Source organism: Chryseobacterium sp. HNCC26DJ239, from assembly GCF_057180445.1.
The window spans coordinates 55796-73433 of the sequence record NZ_JBXUGJ010000005.1 but is presented as its reverse complement, the minus strand read 5'-3'; the positions used below and the strand labels follow the sequence as shown (position 1 = coordinate 73433).

20 protein-coding genes are annotated in these 17638 nt (G+C 34.0%); 9 read left to right on the top strand and 11 right to left on the bottom strand.

Annotation, left to right across the window (positions count from 1 at the left end):
* Positions 1-33: 33 nt before the first annotated feature.
* From AC2A1D_RS11965 to ruvX, 5 genes are all read right to left on the bottom strand, one after another.
* Positions 34-1116, bottom strand: coding sequence for an FUSC family protein (locus AC2A1D_RS11965; protein WP_484043877.1), 1083 nt, complete (start codon positions 1114-1116; stop codon positions 34-36).
* Between the two features lie 226 nt (positions 1117-1342).
* Positions 1343-2116: a nucleoside triphosphate pyrophosphohydrolase gene (gene mazG, locus AC2A1D_RS11960; RefSeq protein WP_484043876.1), complete on the bottom strand. Its 774-nt coding sequence runs from the start codon at positions 2114-2116 to the stop codon at positions 1343-1345.
* Between the two features lie 200 nt (positions 2117-2316).
* On the bottom strand, positions 2317-2880 hold the full coding sequence (locus tag AC2A1D_RS11955; protein ID WP_484043875.1) for a DUF5606 family protein: 564 nt from the start codon (positions 2878-2880) through the stop codon (positions 2317-2319).
* A 66-nt stretch (positions 2881-2946) separates the two neighbouring features.
* A complete protein-coding gene (gene def / locus AC2A1D_RS11950; protein WP_484043874.1) occupies positions 2947-3519 on the bottom strand; it encodes a peptide deformylase in 573 nt (190 codons plus the stop codon).
* Positions 3516-3932, bottom strand: coding sequence for a Holliday junction resolvase RuvX (gene ruvX, locus AC2A1D_RS11945; RefSeq protein WP_484043873.1), 417 nt, complete (start codon positions 3930-3932; stop codon positions 3516-3518). Before ruvX ends, def begins: the two co-directional genes overlap by 4 nt.
* Positions 3933-4045: 113 nt before the next feature.
* Here ruvX and AC2A1D_RS11940 point away from each other — a divergent pair, with 113 nt between their 5' ends.
* Positions 4046-4528, top strand: coding sequence for a SixA phosphatase family protein (locus tag AC2A1D_RS11940; protein WP_484043872.1), 483 nt, complete (start codon positions 4046-4048; stop codon positions 4526-4528).
* A gap of 472 nt (positions 4529-5000) precedes the next feature.
* On the opposite strand, the gene AC2A1D_RS11935 is transcribed toward AC2A1D_RS11940, so the two are convergent.
* Entirely contained in the window at positions 5001-6545 is a 1545-nt protein-coding gene (locus AC2A1D_RS11935; protein ID WP_484043871.1) for a serine hydrolase, read from the bottom strand.
* Between the two features lie 203 nt (positions 6546-6748).
* Here AC2A1D_RS11935 and AC2A1D_RS11930 point away from each other — a divergent pair, with 203 nt between their 5' ends.
* From AC2A1D_RS11930 to AC2A1D_RS11910, 5 genes are all read left to right on the top strand, one after another.
* Positions 6749-7246 carry a metallophosphoesterase family protein gene (locus AC2A1D_RS11930; RefSeq protein WP_484043870.1) on the top strand — a complete coding sequence of 166 codons (498 nt, stop codon included), beginning with the start codon at positions 6749-6751 and terminating at the stop codon, positions 7244-7246.
* A gap of 94 nt (positions 7247-7340) precedes the next feature.
* Positions 7341-7835, top strand: a complete 495-nt coding sequence (locus tag AC2A1D_RS11925) for a Smr/MutS family protein (RefSeq protein WP_484043869.1) — start codon at positions 7341-7343, stop codon at positions 7833-7835.
* 18 nt (positions 7836-7853) lie between these two features.
* On the top strand, positions 7854-8570 hold the full coding sequence (locus AC2A1D_RS11920) for a DUF3822 family protein (RefSeq protein ID WP_484043868.1): 717 nt from the start codon (positions 7854-7856) through the stop codon (positions 8568-8570).
* 69 nt (positions 8571-8639) lie between these two features.
* Complete coding sequence (locus AC2A1D_RS11915; protein ID WP_484043867.1) at positions 8640-9224, top strand: RsmD family RNA methyltransferase; 585 nt, start codon at positions 8640-8642, stop codon at positions 9222-9224.
* 328 nt (positions 9225-9552) lie between these two features.
* Complete coding sequence (locus tag AC2A1D_RS11910; protein WP_484043866.1) at positions 9553-10152, top strand: nitroreductase family protein; 600 nt, start codon at positions 9553-9555, stop codon at positions 10150-10152.
* Positions 10153-10191: 39 nt separating this feature from the next.
* Here the strand turns inward: AC2A1D_RS11910 and murI are convergent, their stop codons facing one another.
* The 5 genes from murI to AC2A1D_RS11885 form a co-directional block, all read right to left on the bottom strand.
* Positions 10192-11022, bottom strand: coding sequence for a glutamate racemase (gene murI, locus AC2A1D_RS11905; RefSeq protein WP_484043865.1), 831 nt, complete (start codon positions 11020-11022; stop codon positions 10192-10194).
* A gap of 67 nt (positions 11023-11089) precedes the next feature.
* Positions 11090-12214, bottom strand: coding sequence for a radical SAM family heme chaperone HemW (gene hemW, locus AC2A1D_RS11900; protein WP_484043864.1), 1125 nt, complete (start codon positions 12212-12214; stop codon positions 11090-11092).
* Positions 12215-12268: 54 nt separating this feature from the next.
* Positions 12269-13219, bottom strand: a complete 951-nt coding sequence (locus tag AC2A1D_RS11895; protein WP_484043863.1) for a PorP/SprF family type IX secretion system membrane protein — start codon at positions 13217-13219, stop codon at positions 12269-12271.
* A gap of 51 nt (positions 13220-13270) precedes the next feature.
* A complete protein-coding gene (locus tag AC2A1D_RS11890; protein WP_484043862.1) occupies positions 13271-14341 on the bottom strand; it encodes an RluA family pseudouridine synthase in 1071 nt (356 codons plus the stop codon).
* An 86-nt stretch (positions 14342-14427) separates the two neighbouring features.
* The gene (locus tag AC2A1D_RS11885) at positions 14428-15414 is read right to left on the bottom strand and encodes a PASTA domain-containing protein (RefSeq protein ID WP_484043861.1); all 987 of its coding nucleotides are present in this window, start codon (positions 15412-15414) and stop codon (positions 14428-14430) included.
* Between the two features lie 155 nt (positions 15415-15569).
* Between AC2A1D_RS11885 and AC2A1D_RS11880 the strand changes: the two genes are divergently transcribed.
* The 3 genes from AC2A1D_RS11880 (at position 15570) to AC2A1D_RS11870 (ending at position 17601) form a co-directional block, all read left to right on the top strand.
* A complete protein-coding gene (locus AC2A1D_RS11880; RefSeq protein ID WP_484043860.1) occupies positions 15570-16553 on the top strand; it encodes a D-alanine--D-alanine ligase in 984 nt (327 codons plus the stop codon).
* A gap of 145 nt (positions 16554-16698) precedes the next feature.
* Positions 16699-17172 carry a pantetheine-phosphate adenylyltransferase gene (coaD, locus tag AC2A1D_RS11875; RefSeq protein ID WP_484043859.1) on the top strand — a complete coding sequence of 158 codons (474 nt, stop codon included), beginning with the start codon at positions 16699-16701 and terminating at the stop codon, positions 17170-17172.
* Positions 17173-17244: 72 nt separating this feature from the next.
* On the top strand, positions 17245-17601 hold the full coding sequence (locus AC2A1D_RS11870; protein ID WP_484043858.1) for a four helix bundle protein: 357 nt from the start codon (positions 17245-17247) through the stop codon (positions 17599-17601).
* Positions 17602-17638 lie beyond the last annotated feature (37 nt).

Genomic DNA, 17638 nt, shown 5'->3' with positions numbered 1-17638 from the left:
TTTATTTTATCAACAAGAGTATAAAAGAAAAAATCAAGATTTTTTTAATTTTTTAAACTGAAAAAAAGAAAATCTCACACTTTTTTCAAGATTATCAATCGTTTGTTGGTGATAGAGAAAAAAACCAGCAGTTAGCCCCATTAAGCTTCCAATAATGGTATCAATTAATCTTGCTTCCATTAATTCCGCAACATTATGATGCACAAGACTGCCTGTTTCTACCAACAAAATCGTGAGTGGCGTGAGAAAAACAACGGCAAAACCATAGTTTCTCACAATCATTAGTTCAACAATATATTGTAAAATCATGATGATTACAATCATCGTAATTTTTTCTGGATTAAAATAAAGAATCACTGAAGCTAAACCAAGACCTACAAAAGTTCCGATAATTCTATGCAAATTTCTTTGTCTTACGTGCTCAAAACTTCGCCCTTGAATGATAGCAATCGTAGAAATAGAAATCCAATACGTGTTTTGGAATTTTAATAAATGACCAATTATTAAGGTAAGCGTCATGAAAACTGCGATAATACCACTTTCAACAAATTTCGTATATCTTTTTTTTCTGAAAGTTCTCCTCGGAAGACTTATTACAGCCGATTTTTCAACAAAAACCGAATAAATAAACGCAAAAGAACAAGAAAGAATAGCTCCCATCGCAAATAACCCAATTCTTGTGGGAATCATCTCCAAATCGAACTGAAAATTACTCGCCATTGCCGCAACCATGATGAAAAAGAAATTTCCAGGAGGTGGAATTTTATAATAGTTGGTGATAAAATGCGACAGAAAAGCCACAATTCCCAACGCTAAAGCACCAATATAAATATTAAAATTGAAAAACAAACTTAGCGTAAATGAAAAAATCATCCCAAAAGCACAAACTGCCAAATGAATAATTCTCTGACTTATGGGAGCTTGTGTAAAGTACAAAATCGTTAATGCACCCAAACTCGAAAGACTTCCAAAATTCGGCTTTCCAGAAAACCAACCAATCAGCAAAGGTGTACCAATACACAACGCGGCAAGCAAGGGAAAATGCCACTTGCGCTCTGTTTTTTTGATTTCGATAAGGTATTGAAAACGATTGGCAATCGGGTTTTGAACTTTCATTTACTTGTTAAATATTGATTTTATTTGTTTCAACGTAAAGATTTATTAAATAAACTTTTCATTTTTAAGGTGCAAAGCATAATCAATAAATTGGTTTAAGAATTCGCGCGTTCTTGTTTTTTAGCGACTTTCGTCATAAATATTTCCTCTAGTAGTTTCACTATACTTAACCACTATGAACACTAGGATTTTTCACAAAGAACACAAATCTTAGTGTTTATTTTGATTACTTCAGCATTTCCTTTTTCGCTTTTTCCCATAAAACATCCATTTCCTCTAAAGTTAGCTCTCCTAATTTTAAATTTGCTTCAGCTGCAAGCTGTTCCATTTTTTGAAATCTTGAAATAAATTTCAAATTCGTTCTTTCCAAAGCAGAATCGGGGTTTATCCCAGAAATTCTCGCATAATTAATCAACGAGAAAAATACGTCGCCCAACTCCTGCTCTTTTTTATCTAAATCAGTTTCAGCATGAAACTCCTGGATTTCTTCATCTACTTTTTTCCAGGCATCTTCCGCATCATGAAATTCAAAGCCAATTCCTTTTACTTTATCCTGAATTCTGTATGCTTTTACCAAACTCGGCAAACCTTTAGGAACGCCACCCAAAATAGATTTATTTCCTTCTTTCAATTTCAGTTTTTCCCAGTTTTGCTTCACTTCTTCCTCATCTTTCACTTCAACGTCGCCGTAAATGTGAGGATGACGGAAGATTAATTTTTCATTTAAAGAATTAATCACATCGGCAATATCAAAACTTCCTTTTTCAGAACCAATTTTTGCATAGAATACCAAATGAAGCAACACATCGCCCAATTCTTTTTTAATTTCCGTTAAATCTTCCTGCAACAAAGCATCAGAAAGCTCATACGTTTCTTCTAAAGTAAGATGGCGAAGCGTTTGCAAAGTCTGTTTTTGGTCCCACGGACATTTTTCACGCAAATCATCCATGATGTCTAACAATCTTCCGAATGCTTCTAGTTTTTCCTGTTTGGTATTCATTGAGGTTGAGGTTGAGGTTAAGGTTAAGGCAAATTTAATGAAAATACTTCTTAATCTAAGCCTTCATTACGAGGAGGCATAGCGAAGTAATCTGTTCGGTTTGCACAAATATCCTCAACAGATTGCTTCGCTTTGCTGGCAATGACAAACAAAAAACCTCATCATTTCTGACGAGGTTTTGTATTGAATTTCTAAAAAGATTATCCTTTTTTAGATTGTGTTGTTTTTGGAGCCGATTTCGGAGCTGAAGTAGCTTTTACTTTTGGAGTTGCTGGCTTTTCAGCTTTTGGAGCTGCAGCTTTTTTTGGAGCTGGCTTCTCTTCTGCTACAACTTCTGCTGGTTCTCCTTCAAGAGTTTCAGCTTCTGCTTTTACAAAGCTTTCAGGAGTAATGTATCCTGCTTTGTGAAGAATATTATACCACTGAGCCAATTTTTTGATGTCTGAAGCATAAACTCTTTCTGTATCGTAGTTTGGCAACGAAGCTCCCATAAAATCTTTAAGCTCTGCGTCTGAAGATTTGTGAGAAATTGCTTCTTTATAATCGTAATTTTTAGCAATATTTTCGAAAACTTCAAATAACGGCACTTCTTTATCGAATGTAAACATTGCAATATTGTCTAGCAAACTTACCTGGCTTGAGTTTCCGATGCTCACTTTCTTCTTAGTCGTAACATCTTCAATAATAAAACCGTTTCTAAGCTGAGAAACCAATTTGAAAAGTCCCGGTTTTCCCGAGATTGAAATTATTTTTTCTAACTGCATAATCTTGTTTTTTTGGCAGCATTACACCTGCCTTTTACCTATTTTTTATTTTCTTTATTCTAAATTTTATTTAGGGAATCTCATTTTATAGCTAATTCCCACATCGCCTTGCGAAATCTTAACCAGCTTTCCTTTCACCAGTTTTTTCTTTAAAGCACTTAAATGATCGGTGAAAAGAATCCCTTCGATATGATCATACTCATGCTGAATTACGCGGGCTCTAATATCGGAAAAAGTTTCTGTATGTTTAACGAAATTTTCGTCATAATATTCAATCACGATTGTACTTTTTCTCTTCACATCTTCTCTTACGTCTGGAATAGAGAGACATCCTTCATTAAATTTCCATTCTTCGCCAGATTCTTCAAGAATTTTAGCGTTGATGAAAACTTTTTTAAAGTCTTTCAATTCTTCGGCAATATCTTCATAATCTTCGTCTTCTGCCAAAGGCGTAACGTCTACGATAAAAAGTCTGATGTCTAAACCAATTTGTGGCGCTGCCAAACCAATTCCGTTGGCGCTGTACATGGTTTCAAACATATTATCGATAAGCTCCTGCAACTCAGGATAATCTTTCTCTATATCCTTTGCTACTTTCCTTAACACAGGATCCCCGAATGCTCGTATTGGTAAAATCATCTTGTTCTTTGTTCTAAAAAATTCTGCAATATGATAGTTGCACTTACTTTATCTATCAAACCTTTTTGCTCTCTTTGTTTTTTATTTTTCCCACTTTGAGAGATAAAAAACGAAGCCATTTTTGAGGTAAACCTTTCATCTAAACGATGAACGTGTATGTCTGGAAACTCATTTCTAAAATTTTCTATAAATTTTAAGATATCGGTTTCTACTTCAGAAAGATTCCCCTTCAAATCTGTCGGCAAACCTACTACAATAGCTTCTACCCGGTTTTCAGCGAAATATTTCTTTAAAAAATCCATCAAGGAAGTTGTGGCTACAGTATCTAAACCGCTTGCTATAATCTGCATATCATCGGTTGCTGCGATACCACATCTTGCCTTTCCGTAGTCTATTGCAAGGATCTGTTTCATAAGATTGCAAATTTAAGAAAATTTACCCATTTTATTCTAAACACAGTTTTTTTTGTAAATATTGATTATTTAAATAATATTTTTTATAATTTTATTTAATTAAACCACTCATTATGAAGCAACTCATCTTAGTACGGCATGCCAAAAGCGACTGGCCGGAAGAAACCGAAGATTTCGACAGACCGTTGGCCGACAAAGGTTTAGAAGATGCAATTTTGATGTCTCGATACATGAAAAACAATAACATCGGCATCGATTATCTTGTTTCTAGCCCCGCTGTACGAGCGCTCAATACCTGTAAAATTTTCAACCAGACCTATCAATTGAAAATGGGAACTGAAGCACAACTTTACAATCCTAAAGAAAGAAATTTCGAATCGGTGATTTATTCTTTAGATGATTCTTTGAATTCGGTGGCTTTTTTTTCCCACAACAATGGTATTTCTAATTTTGCTAATTATTTAACGGATAGTATTTTTCATTTTCCGACTTGTGGGGTTGCTGGTTTCCAAATAGACTGCGATTCTTGGTCTGAATTTGATGGAGCTAATAAAAAGTTGCTTTTCTTTTATGAGCCAGGAAAAATTAAAATGTAATGCTCGATTTTAAAAACAAAAAAAATATTGAAATACTTGTCTTTATGGCGAGTATTTTTTGCATGAGTTTAATTTTATTTTTCACCCAATATTCTACATGGGAAAAACCATTTCAACTTTTGAATATTTTGGGTGAATTAACCATTATTCCAACTATTTTACTGAATCTTTTTTTACTGGTATTTTTAGTTTTTAAACTTATCAAAGAAAAAAATTACACTCTTTTTTTGCTATTAAGTTTATTCATCAATATAGTAACAACCGTATTGATTTTTACGACCAAATAATTACTTGCAAAATCTATTATTTAAGTTAAGTGGGCTGGTTTAAAGATTTTTTGATGGAGAGATTTATGCTATCTCAAAAACAATAATATCCCATTTTGGCTAAAGCCAACCTTATTCCGCATCAAAAAAGACGGGCTAAAGCCCGTCCCTAATTGATATAATTTCTTCAAAAATTTAAAAGAATCTTATTTTCTCTTCAAATCCAAATCATCAAAATCAAAGCTGAAATCGGTAATATCTGAAATCGCTTTCATTTTTGCAGATTCTGCTTTTCCGTTTTCGTCGTAGTTGAGAATCAAAAATGCGTCGGCATCGTAGCTTCTATCGTCCCATTTAATGATGAAAGTATTGTTTGAGTAGGGCAACAATTCACCTTTCAATCTTGGCGAGTTTTTACAATTAATTCTGTAAGAATTTCCTTCTTTTGCAATCGTAACATCTCCAAACCAGGTATCGTTGTAAGTTCCTACAAATTGCTCTGCTTTTGGCTGAAGGTTTTTATCTTTTTTAAATGCTTCAGATTTTGCGAAAGCATCTTTCTTTTGTTTATCGAAAGCTTCTTCCATTTTTTTCATTCTGTCGCCATACGTTTTCAGCCAATTTCTGTCTTCAATTCCTAAGTAAGAATCTTTCACGGTGTTTGTAATTGTATTGAAAGCCGCTCCAGACTGTTGATTGGTTAAAACTACAATTCCCAATTTCATATCCGGAATTAAGGTAAACTGAGTAACCGTCCCAATTAAACCACCTGTATGCTGCACTTGTTTATGACCTTTTACATCGCTCAAAAACCAACCTAAACCGTAACCATAAAAACTGGTATCGTAAGGATTTTTCATCGCTACACCACTCGGAATTTGTAGGCTCCAAAGCTGCTGTACGTTTTTATCAGAAACCAATTTCTTCCCGTCTTTAGTCGTAAAATTATTCATTAAACATTCCGCCCAAGTCGTCATATCTTTAATGTTACTCATAATTCCGCCGGCTGCGTTGGCTGTTTCGTTCCAGTCGTGAGGAACGGCGATTGCTTTTCCATCAACAGGAGCATGCGCATCAATTTTGTTTGAAACAGATTTTGCTCTGTTATAACTTCCGAAACTTGAAGTCATCCCAACTGGTTTCATGATTTTTTGTTCGATAAATTCTGCCCAAGTTAATCCAGAAACTCTGTGAATAACTTCTCCCGCTACAATAAACATAACATTATTATAATCTAACGTCGTTCTGAACGGATTTTCAGGTTTCAAATATCTCACATTATGTACAATATCGTTTACAGACATGCTTCCTCCTTCAGGAAAAAACATCAGATCTCCCTGTCCTAAACCCAAACCAGCTCTGTGCGTTACCAAATCTTTCACGGTAACATTTTGGGAAACATAAGGGTCGTACATTTGAAATTCAGGGATGTATTTAGAAACTTTGTCGTCCCAATTAAGTTTTCCTTCGTCTGCCAAAATCGCTAAAGCAGTACAGGTAAAACCTTTTGAATTGGAAGCAATTCCCACCAAAGTAGTATCATCCATCGGTTGTTTTGAAGTAAGCGAACGTACTCCGAAACCTTTAGAATAAATTAATTTTCCGTCTTTAATAACACCCACCGACATTCCTGGAACGTCGAATGTTTTTAAAGTATTCTGAATTAAATCATCTAGTTTTTTTTCTTCTACTTGCGCATTAGCCACTCCAACCGTAAGAAGAAATAAGAAAAAAGAAAGTCTCTTTTTCATGTGTATAAAATTTTCCCAAATTTAAACAATTCGGTATAATTGAGTAAATTTGCCAATCATTAAACTGCAAAAGAGTCAAAAGATTTACAACATTCTTAGATATTTAAAAGACGAAAAAGCTGATTACTTTCATTTTGAAAACTTTTGAACTTCCTCTTTTTCAATAATTTCTTTTGAATCTTTTGCGGTTAAAAAAATAGTAAATGACCAAAATTCTTCTTCTTTCCGATTCTCATTCTTATATTGACGACCGTATTTTAGAATACGCTTCTCAAGCTGATGAAATTTGGCACGCAGGTGATTTTGGAAATTTTGAAGTGATTGAACAGCTTGAAAAACAGAAACCGTTAAAAGGTGTTTACGGAAATATCGACGGAACAAAAGTTCGCGCCGCATTTCCAGAAGTAAATCGTTTTTTTTGCGAAAATGTAGAAGTTTTAATGATTCACATTGGAGGTTATCCCGGAAAATATTCTCCTTTGGCGAAAAAAGAAATTGGCAAAAAAGCTCCTAAACTCTTTATTTCTGGGCATTCTCATATTTTAAAAGCAATGTTTGACCAGAAAAACAATCTCCTTCATCTAAATCCTGGTGCATGTGGAAAACAAGGTTGGCATAAAATGAGAACGATGATGCGTTTTGTGATCGACGGAGACGAAATAAAAGATTTGGAGGTAATTGAATTGGGACCCAAAATGTAAATTAAAACACAAATGCAACAGATATTTTCACGAATAACACTAATATTTTTGTGAAAATTTGTGTAAAGCATTTATGTAATTAGTGGTAAAAGACATGAAAATTGGCGATAAAGTTTCGGTGGTAGATGAAGATTTGGCTGGAGTTGTAACTTCAACCAAGGGAAATATTGTGGTTTTTAAAGATGAGTATGGCTTTACACACCAATATCCAAAAGAAAAACTGGTGCCGAAAAATGCTGATTTGTATGAAAACATCCGCGTTGAAAGAAAAGCAGAACCGAAGAAAAATATTTCTAAAAAACACAGTAAAAATCATTTAATTCTGGATCTTCATTTTGAAAATCTAGTTAAAAATCCGAATGATTACGATAGCTTTGAACGCCTTTTCATTCAGAAAGAAAAACTGACAGACACAATAGATTTTTGTAGAAAGCACAATCTTAAAAGACTCGAAATTGTACACGGCATTGGCGACGGAACGTTGCAAAGAATGGTTTTCGATGTGCTTCAAAGCCAGATAAATCTAGATTTTTACAACAAAGAAATACTTCACCATCAATCGGGTGCTGTAATGGTAGAATTTCACTAAATTTGCAGGAATTGAATTATGAACGTATTACATTTACTTTTCACAAAAGACGGATTAATTTACCAAATTGCTAAAAACAAAAGCATTGTGGCACAAAACGCGTACTTTTCGGACGAAGAATCTCCAGAGAATTACATTTCTCAAAAGCTGGATTCTATCTTAGAAAAAGAACAGTTTGAAGAAATAAAAATTGTGTCTGCTTTGAACAGTTTCAATTTAATGCCTGAAGGTTTTAATGACCACGAAGCGGGATATGATTTGATTGCCTACAATACGCCTGTTGATAAAGACAGAGAAGAATTGATGCTTTCAGTAAACAAAAAATTTAGTATACAATTTTATTATACCTTTCCGAAAGATTTTTACAGCAAAATAAAAGCACTTTCTATTCCCGTAACTTTTAATTTTTCTGGAGAAAAGTTTCTAAATTCAATACAAAATAAAAGTCAGAAAGAAATTCATATCAATTTGTACCACAACCAATGTGAGTTTTTTGCCATTGATGATAAAAAAGTGATTTTATACAACAATTTGGATGTAAATTCTGAAGTAGATTTCCTTTATTTCGTGATGTTTACGCTAAGCAAAATTGGCTTTGGAATAAACGAAACCAAGTTTTTTGCCTATGGAGAAACTACAGAAAACGAAACTTTTATTTCTGAACTCCAAAAATTTGTAAAAAATCTGAAAATTGTATTTGATAATCTTCCGAATAGGAATTTTATTCTTAACTAGGTTGTAGCAATCAGATATTGGGTTTTTGGTATTGCAACCTATACCCTTCAAACTAAAATCTAAAAAAATATGTACAGAATAATTTCCGGTAAATGGAAAGCAAAAAAAATAGCCGCTCCCAAAAATTTTGATGTAAGACCTACTACAGACTTCGCAAAGGAAGCTTTATTTAGCATTCTAGAAAACACGTACGACATGCAGTCTATTTCTGTGCTCGATCTTTTTGCAGGAATTGGCTCTATCACCTTAGAATTTGCTTCAAGAGGATGCAGCGATATTACTTCGGTTGAAATGAACCCGAAACATACCGCTTTCATCAATTCTACCGCTGCAGAACTGGGCATGGCTTTGCAAGTGAATGTACAGCGTGGCGATGTTTTCGATTGGCTGAAAAAATTTAGAAATAAAAAATCTTTTGAAATTGTATTTTCTGACGCTCCTTTTGAAATGGAAGAAAAGAAATACCACGAACTTATTTCTTTGGTTTTAAACAATAAATACTTAAAAGAAAACGGAATTCTAGTGGTAGAACACCAAAGCAGAATGAAGTTTGACCACCCGAATTTAATTGATACCAGAAAATACGGAAATGTAAGTTTCAGCTTTTTTGAACCTAATAAAGAAGCTGGAGAAGAAATAAACGAAGAAGCATAACATCGAAAAGTTTCACAAAAAAACACTCAAAATCACCATGAATAATTTTACAAAAACTCTCAGAATATTTGCGCTTTTAGCATTTACCCTGTTTTTTATCTCAAAATTTGTGAAGCCAGAGCTAGAAAGAACATTTGCCATCATCTCGATTTTAATTTTTTCGGCGTTGGTTTTGAGTTCTATTTTCAAGCTTTTACGTAAATATTACCTCTAAATTTTAGAGCTAAAAATAATAATCACACCAATAGAAGTCTTCAATTGGTGTTTTTTTATGCTCTGAAAAATCCATCGTACATTTATCCAATCAAATTTTAAAACAAATTTAGAAATGAGTTTTTTAGAAAAAATGAAAAACCGTTACACGGTAAAAAAATATAATGCAGCAGGAACAGTAGATGCAGAAAAGATTGAAGAATTAAAGGAAATTTTAAAATTAAGCCCGTCTTCTATCAACAGTCAGCCATGGAATTTTATCTTTATTACCAATCAGGAAATAAAAAATGAATTGTCTTCCGTTTCTTTTCACAACTCCGAAAAAGTAATCGAAAGTAAAGTAATTGTTGTTTTCCAAGTTCTGAAATCTGTATCGGATTTTGAAAAACAAATTCAAGAAAATCTTCCGGAAGGCGCCATTGGTTATTATAAAAACATGATTCAACCAAACGGAGAAAACTACATTAAAAACTGGATGGCAAAACAAGTTTACCTTTCTTTAGGCGTTCTTTTATCGGCTTGTGCAGACATGGAAATAGATTCTACACCAATGGAAGGCATTAAGTGTGATGAATATGATAAGATTTTAAAAAATGAAAAATATGAAACTCTTTTCGCAGTTGCGATTGGCGAAAGAGCAGAAAACGACTCTAACCAGCCCATTCACACACCAAAACGAAGATTAGAAACTACAAAGGTAATTGTAGATAAATAATAATAAAAAAGCTGTTTCCCATTGAAACAGCTTTAATTTTTATAATACTTTTAATTCCAAGTCAATCGTTTTTCCGAAGAATTTTTTTGAAATTTTCTCGAAGTTTTTCGTTAAATCTGAAAGATAAAAATGATAACTCGGTTGCGGATTATTTTCGTTCAGTAAATGATGTTTATCCAAAATAATTTTAAGATGACTTGCCACAATATTCGGAGAATCTATTACACGCACTCTATTGCCATAATATTGTTTAATCTCATCAATCAAAAGTGGATAATGTGTACAGCCTAAAATTAAAGTTTCAATATTTTTAAGCTTCGCATTACTCAGATAATTATAAATAATCGAATGCGTAATCGGATGATTTTTAAAACCTTCTTCAATGGCAGGAACCAAAAGAGGCGTAGCCAATTCATCAACTTTAATCCATTTATTATGTTTTCGGATACTTTTACGGTACAATCCTGAATTTACGGTCGCTTTGGTTGCAATTACACCAACATTATTGTGAATTTCGTACGAAACTTTTTCGGCTACAGGATTTATAACATCAATTACCGGAACGCGGTCTGCAACAAGCTCCAAAACCTCTTTCAAAGCGTTTGCAGTTGCAGAATTGCAGGCAATAACAATTGCTTTGCAGTTTTTTTCAAGCAAAAAATTGGTGATTTTTTCCGAATATCCTACAATTGCTTCCTTAGACTTTTCTCCGTACGGAAGGTGTTTTGTATCTCCGTAATAGATTAAATCTTCGTTGGGAAGTAGCCTTTTAATCTCTTTGGCAACGGTAAGTCCGCCAACGCCACTGTCGAAAATACCAATGGGTTGTTTTGCGGTAAGGTGAGAATAATCCTGCTTTTTCTTTTTCAAAATCGTCGTTGAATTTTACACAAAAATACTTAAAGATTTTAGATTTTAGATTTTAGATTTTAGATTTTTACACAATAAATAAATCAGAGGCAATTCCGTCTGCCATAAACCAATGTTCATCAGGAATTTTTAAGTGATTTTCTTCAATTTTTAAAATACCTTCTGAAATTTTAGTCTGAATTTCTGTTTGAAAGTGTTCCACAATTTTATCATTAAAGCTTTCTTTCAACCTTGATAAATCTACGCCCCAAATTGTTCGTAAACCAATCATAATCATTTCATTAAATTGATCTTCTTCAGACAAAACTTCTTCTTCTTTTGCTAAAAGATTTGAACTTAACTTCTTTATATATTGTTGATTATTAGCAATATTCCAACTTCTCAGTTCTGAACCATTGTAAGAATGTGCAGAAGGACCAATTCCTAAATATTCTTTGTATTTCCAATACGAAGTGTTGTGTTTAGAGTGAAAACCAGGCTTCCCAAAGTTTGAAATCTCGTAATGATCAAAACCATGATCTTTCAGAAAATCTTTCATGTAGAAAAACTCTTTGTTTTGTTCTGCCTCTTTCGGTGATTTTACTTTTCCGTTTTCTACCCACTTTTCTAAAGCGGTTTTCGGCTCAACGGTTAAAGCATACGAAGAAATGTGAGGAATTTCTAGGGCAATGGTTTTATTCAGGTTATCCTTCCAGATTTCCATAGTGGATGTGGGCGAACCGTAAATAAGATCGATACTGATGTTTTCCAAGCCAAAATCTTGAGCTCTTTTGATGGAACTTTCTGCTTCTGAAGCTGAATGTGCTCTATTCATCAATTTTAAATCTTCTTCGAAGAAACTTTGCGTACCGATAGAAAGACGATTTACCGCAGAATTGGAAATCCCTTTCAAAAATTCTTTACCCAAATCATCCGGATTGGCTTCTAAAGTAACTTCAATATCGGAAGCAAAACTATAATATTTTAAAACTTCATCGATTAAAGATTTTATTTCGTCTACTGAAAGAATAGAAGGCGTTCCTCCACCGAAGTAAAGTGATTGTAAGGTTTTATTTTGAAGTTCATCTTTACGCAGAAAGATTTCCTTTTTCATTGCAGAAAGCATTTCATCCTTAAAATTTAAAGATGTTGAAAAATGGAAGTTGCAATAGCTGCATTTCTGTTTGCAAAAAGGAATGTGAATGTAAATCATAAAAAAAGAGCTCTGAAAAATTTCAGAGCTCAAATTTATTCAAATTAAATCATATTAGTATCTGTAACCTCTATGATTAATAAAGTTATCGAAGTTATATCCTAAACCAATCATGAAACTGTTTCCACCATAAGTCTGAATATCTGAAAGACCAAGGTTATATGTAGCTCCAATCATTAATTTGTTTAATCTTACTTTTACTACTGGTGCAATTTGAAGAGTTTGGCTATCGAATCTGTTTTGTACAGTTCTATAACTTGCTCCTACAGAGAATGCGTTGATGTCGTTAGAGAATGTCGCCATTAAGTTAAAATCGACCATTCTAGTAGAGTTGGTATTCAGATTAATTAAAGCTGAAGGCGTTAAAGCAATGTTATCTGCAATATTCCAATCATACCCTAGATTTAAGAAGAATTTAATTGGAGAAGGCTCATAGTTATTAACGATAGCTTCGTCATTACTTAAAGCGATATCATTTACAGAGATCCCCCCGAATAACCCTTTGTAAGTAGCTGCTAAACCGAAGTTTGCATATACCATAAAGATGTTACTTTCGTTACCTTGCAACAATGGGTCGTAACCGTCTTCTGTGTTAATTTTAGAATAATCAAAATTCATATTGTAAAAGTTAACACTTGTACCAAAAGAAAACTGATCCTTTCTCTCTCCGTCGCTACTTAACGGTATAAAATAAGATGCTCCCGCTGTAATACCACCTGCAGAAATAGGCCCATTGCTGTCTCTGAAAACAGAGATACCGGCACCTACTCTATCAAAGACATTCGCGTTGATCCCTACTGATTGTACATTTGGGGATTCGCTAAACTTTGAAAATTGTTGCTGATAGTTAAGATTAAGCTGAACATAGTCCGTTTTACCGTATTGTGCAGGGTTGAACAGGAACTCACCATCCAAAAGATATTGCTGATAGTATGGTAGTGATTCTTGTGCTTTGTATGCATTCGACAAAAGAGCTAAACATACGATAGCATATAGTTTTCTCATAACAAATCTTGATTTCAATTCAACAAATATAAAAAAATTCTCAATATATTTTTAGTTTTCTAAATAATTTCTCCATTTTTTTACGGCATCCGCCATATCTTTAGGCATTGGGCTCTCAAAATACAATTCTTTTTTTGTAGTTGGGTGTATAAACCCTAGAGTATGGGCATGAAGTGCATGTCTTGGTAAAATTTCGAACACATTTTTTATAAACTGCTTATACTTAGGAAGATTCACTCCGCGGAGAGGGGTATGACCTTCGTATCTTTCATCATTAAACAAGGTATGACCGATATGTTTGAAGTGCGCTCTGATCTGATGCGTTCTTCCTGTTTCCAATTTGCATTCTACCCATGTCATATATCTAAATCTTTCTAAAACTTTGTAGTGAGTAACGGCATGCTTACCCTGGCTCCCGTCTTCATAGGTATGCATTTGCATTCTATTTTTGGGATGTCTTCCGATATGACCTCTAATTGTTCCCTCATCATCTTGTACATTTCCCCACACAAAAGCCCAATATAACCTCTTAGTTTTTCTGTCAAAAAACTGTTTTGCTAGGAAACTTAGCGCGTATTCATTTTTAGCTATTACTAAAAGACCAGAAGTATCTTTATCGATACGGTGTACGAGTCCTACTCTGTCCAAGTCAGATTTATCACCGTTTTGTTCAAAATGATAGGCTAAAGCATTTACTAAAGTTCCGTCCCAGTTTCCAAAACCTGGATGAACAACCATTCCGGGTTCTTTATCTACCACCACCAAATCATCATCCTCATAAACAATGTTAATAGGAATATTTTGCGGGATAATTACATTCTCTCTTGGCGGATGCGCCAAAAGTACAGAAATCTGATCTCCGGGTTTTACCCTGTAATTTTGTTTTACAGGATTACCGTTTACCACAACGTTTCCTGCACGACAAGTTTGTGAGATTTTATTCCTTGAAGAGTTATTACGATGAATTAACAGAAACTTATCGATTCTAAGAGGTTCCTGTTTAGGATCAACAATTATATTAAGATGCTCGTAAAGCCCTTTATTTTCTTCGTCTAGATCAAGGTTTTCTTCGCCAGAAATTTCTAAATCTTCATCTAAAAAATCTTCGTTGTCTTCTATCATTTCTAAAGTATATAAAAAGCTTCAACGTTATTGTATCGTTGAAGCCCAATTATGTTTTACATTATATTTTATTGTACAAATTACTTTTATTGTACAATCATTTTTTTAGCTTTAGGCTTGTCGGCCGCAGGTTTAGTTTGTACAGCACTTTGTTTTACCGGCTCTGTCTTAGTAACCTCTTTTTTGGGCGGACTAACCGGAACCTGATCTGAAACTGGCGCATCTTCAAAATTTGGCACCTCTTCATATCTTACAGGAGGCAAAGTGGTATCTACCTTCATTCTGTACATAGAATTCAACTCCTCTATCTTTCGCATCAACTCTGCTGGAGTTTTTTTACTTGCCCAAAGATCAATCTGCATTCCCTGATCTCGTAAGTCTCCCGAAGCCGGATCTTGATAATAAACGATATCGTTTTCATCTCTTCCTCCATCTTCAAAATCGATTACCCCTACTTCGAAAAGATTTCTGGCAATAACAACTTTCGCTTCTTTCACTGTAAGACCTACTACATTTGGAATTCCTATGTTACGCATTGGCCCGCTTCCGATCACAACATCTACAAGCGAGAACCTAGGAATTTTTGTACCTGGTTTTATCGTGTTTCCTTTAAATAAAATTCTTAAAATAGCGTCTTTCTGAATACTTGGCTCATAAATGGTATCGCCTACTTTCAGACCCACTTGGTCTAAACGTTGAAATCCTAAACCAGAGTATTTATTAATTACATCAGGTACAGAAACAGGAGCCCAGCTTCTTGGGTTAACCTTTAAAGTAACCGATCTTCCGTTTTTTACACGAGAACCTGGTGCAGGATAAATCTGCAAAACCTGAAATGGTCTGTATTTAGGATCATATTTAAAACTGTCTACTTCGTATTCAAGTCCTGAATCATCAAGAATCTTTACTGCATCGTGTACAGATTTATTTACTACATTCGGAACCTGAATCTCATCACCATGATGGGTATGAATCTCTAGCCAACGGAACGTAAGGTAAACTAAACCCACGAAAACTCCGGCTGCAAGTACTAAATTCAGGAGAACTCTCCAGTTGAAAAGTGATTTGAGCATACTGATAAACTCTTTATTTGTAACGGCAAATATAATTAATAATTTTAGAATAGAATTTATTTAACCTTTGCCTTTATCTTTTAAAAATTATAAAATTCAGCTTTAGCATTCCTTAAATTGTTTAAATTTGCCTTACTTGACTGATACATTTAACTATGAACAAAAATAATGTAGCCGTAGTAATGGGGGGCTACTCCGACGAGTACAAAGTCTCTCTGAAAAGCGGACAACTGATCTACGATTCTTTAGATAGAGACCTATATAATGTATATAAAATCGTAATCTTGAAAGACGAATGGTACTTTCTTGATGAAAACGAAAACAAATTAGCACTCAACAGGGGCGATTTTTCGGTACAACTTCCTGATGGAAGTACTTTAAAATTTGATGTTTGCTTCAATATTATCCACGGAACTCCAGGAGAAAACGGAATTCTTCAGGCATATTGGGACGCAATCGGGCAAAAATATACGGGTTGCGATTTTTACCAAAGTGCTTTAACATTCAATAAAAAAGATACTTTGGCGGTACTTTCAAAATACGGAATTCCTTCAGCAAAAAGTGTTTATCTAAGAAAAGGAGAAAATATTAATGTTGATGCAATCGTTGATGAATTAGGTCTTCCAGTTTTCGTAAAACCTAATCAATCAGGTTCTTCTTTGGGAATTTCTAAGGTGAAAGAAAAGTCAGAATTTTTAGCTGCTACAGAAATTGCTTTTAAAGAAGATGATGAAATTTTAATTGAAAGCTTTCTGGACGGAATGGAAGTTTCGGTAGGAGTTATTGATTTTAAAGGAGAAACTATCGTTTTAGGAATTACAGAAATTGTTCCTCAAAATGAATTTTTCGATTATGAAGCAAAATACGAAGGTGCTTCTGAAGAAATTACTCCCGCAAGAATTGATGACGAAACCAGACTTCGTGTAGAAGAAATTGCAAAAAGAGCTTATAATTCTCTTGGAATGAGCGGTTTCTCTAGAAGTGAATATATCTTGATGAACGGAATTCCCTACATGCTCGAAATGAACACCAACCCAGGTTTTTCGCCCGCAAGTATTCTTCCTCAACAGGCAAAAATCTACGGAATTTCAATTAAAGACCTTTGCGGTAACGAGGTTGAAAAAGCTTTGAAAAAGTAAGAAAGACAGATGTTGCAAGATGGAAGTTTAGCATTTTTAGCTTTCAGCATCTATCTTAATTTAAATAAAATTTAGTTTCAAAAAGGTAAAGTTTAATGACATTGAACTTTAAACTCAAAACCTTAAATTTAAAACTCTTGTACGCATGAGAATTGCTGTTTTCCCGGGTTCTTTTGACCCGATTACTTTAGGACATTACGATATTATTGAAAGAGCAGCGGCACTTTTCGATAAAGTAATTATCGCAATCGGACAAAACTCTCAGAAAAAATATATGTTTCCTTTGGAAAAAAGAATGGAATTTATCCAAAATTCTGTTGCCGAATTCCCCAATGTTGAAGTCGACCATTTTGAAGGCTTAACGGTAGATTATTGTTTTGAAAAAAATGCTCAATTTATCTTAAGAGGACTTAGAAATCCAGCTGATTTCGAGTTTGAAAAAGCTATTGCTCATACCAATCGTACTTTAGCACACAAAAAACTAGAGACTGTTTTCCTTCTTACTTCATCGGGAAAATCTTTCATCAGCAGCAGTATTGTAAGAGAAATCATCAATCACGGCGGCGAATATGAACTTTTGGTTCCGGAAGCGGTGAGAGTGGACATGAGTAATGAGTAATGAGTAATGAGTAATGAGCAATAAATAATGGGCAATGGCAAAATGCTATTGCTCTTCAAATAAAAAACACAAATGGATTTTAACCAAATTTTCAGGGAGCGAACCAAAAGGTTTTCGATTGAAATCATCAAAACTGTTTCGGAGCTTCCTTATTCGGATGCGATTTCTATTATTAGGAAACAAATAATTAGGTCATCAACCTCAGTTGCATCAAATTATAGAGCTGTGTGTAGAGCAAGGTCGGAAAAAGAAAAATTTGCAAAAATCTGTATTGTTGTTGAAGAAATTGATGAAACTCAATTTTGGCTGGAAATCATTACTGAACTGGAATACATTGAAAATAAAAAATTGTTACCGCTCTCCACAGAATGCGAGGAATTAGTAAAAGTAATGACAACATACAAACATAAATTATCTCAAAATTTATAGTTACATTTATTACTTATTACCAATTATTCATTACCTA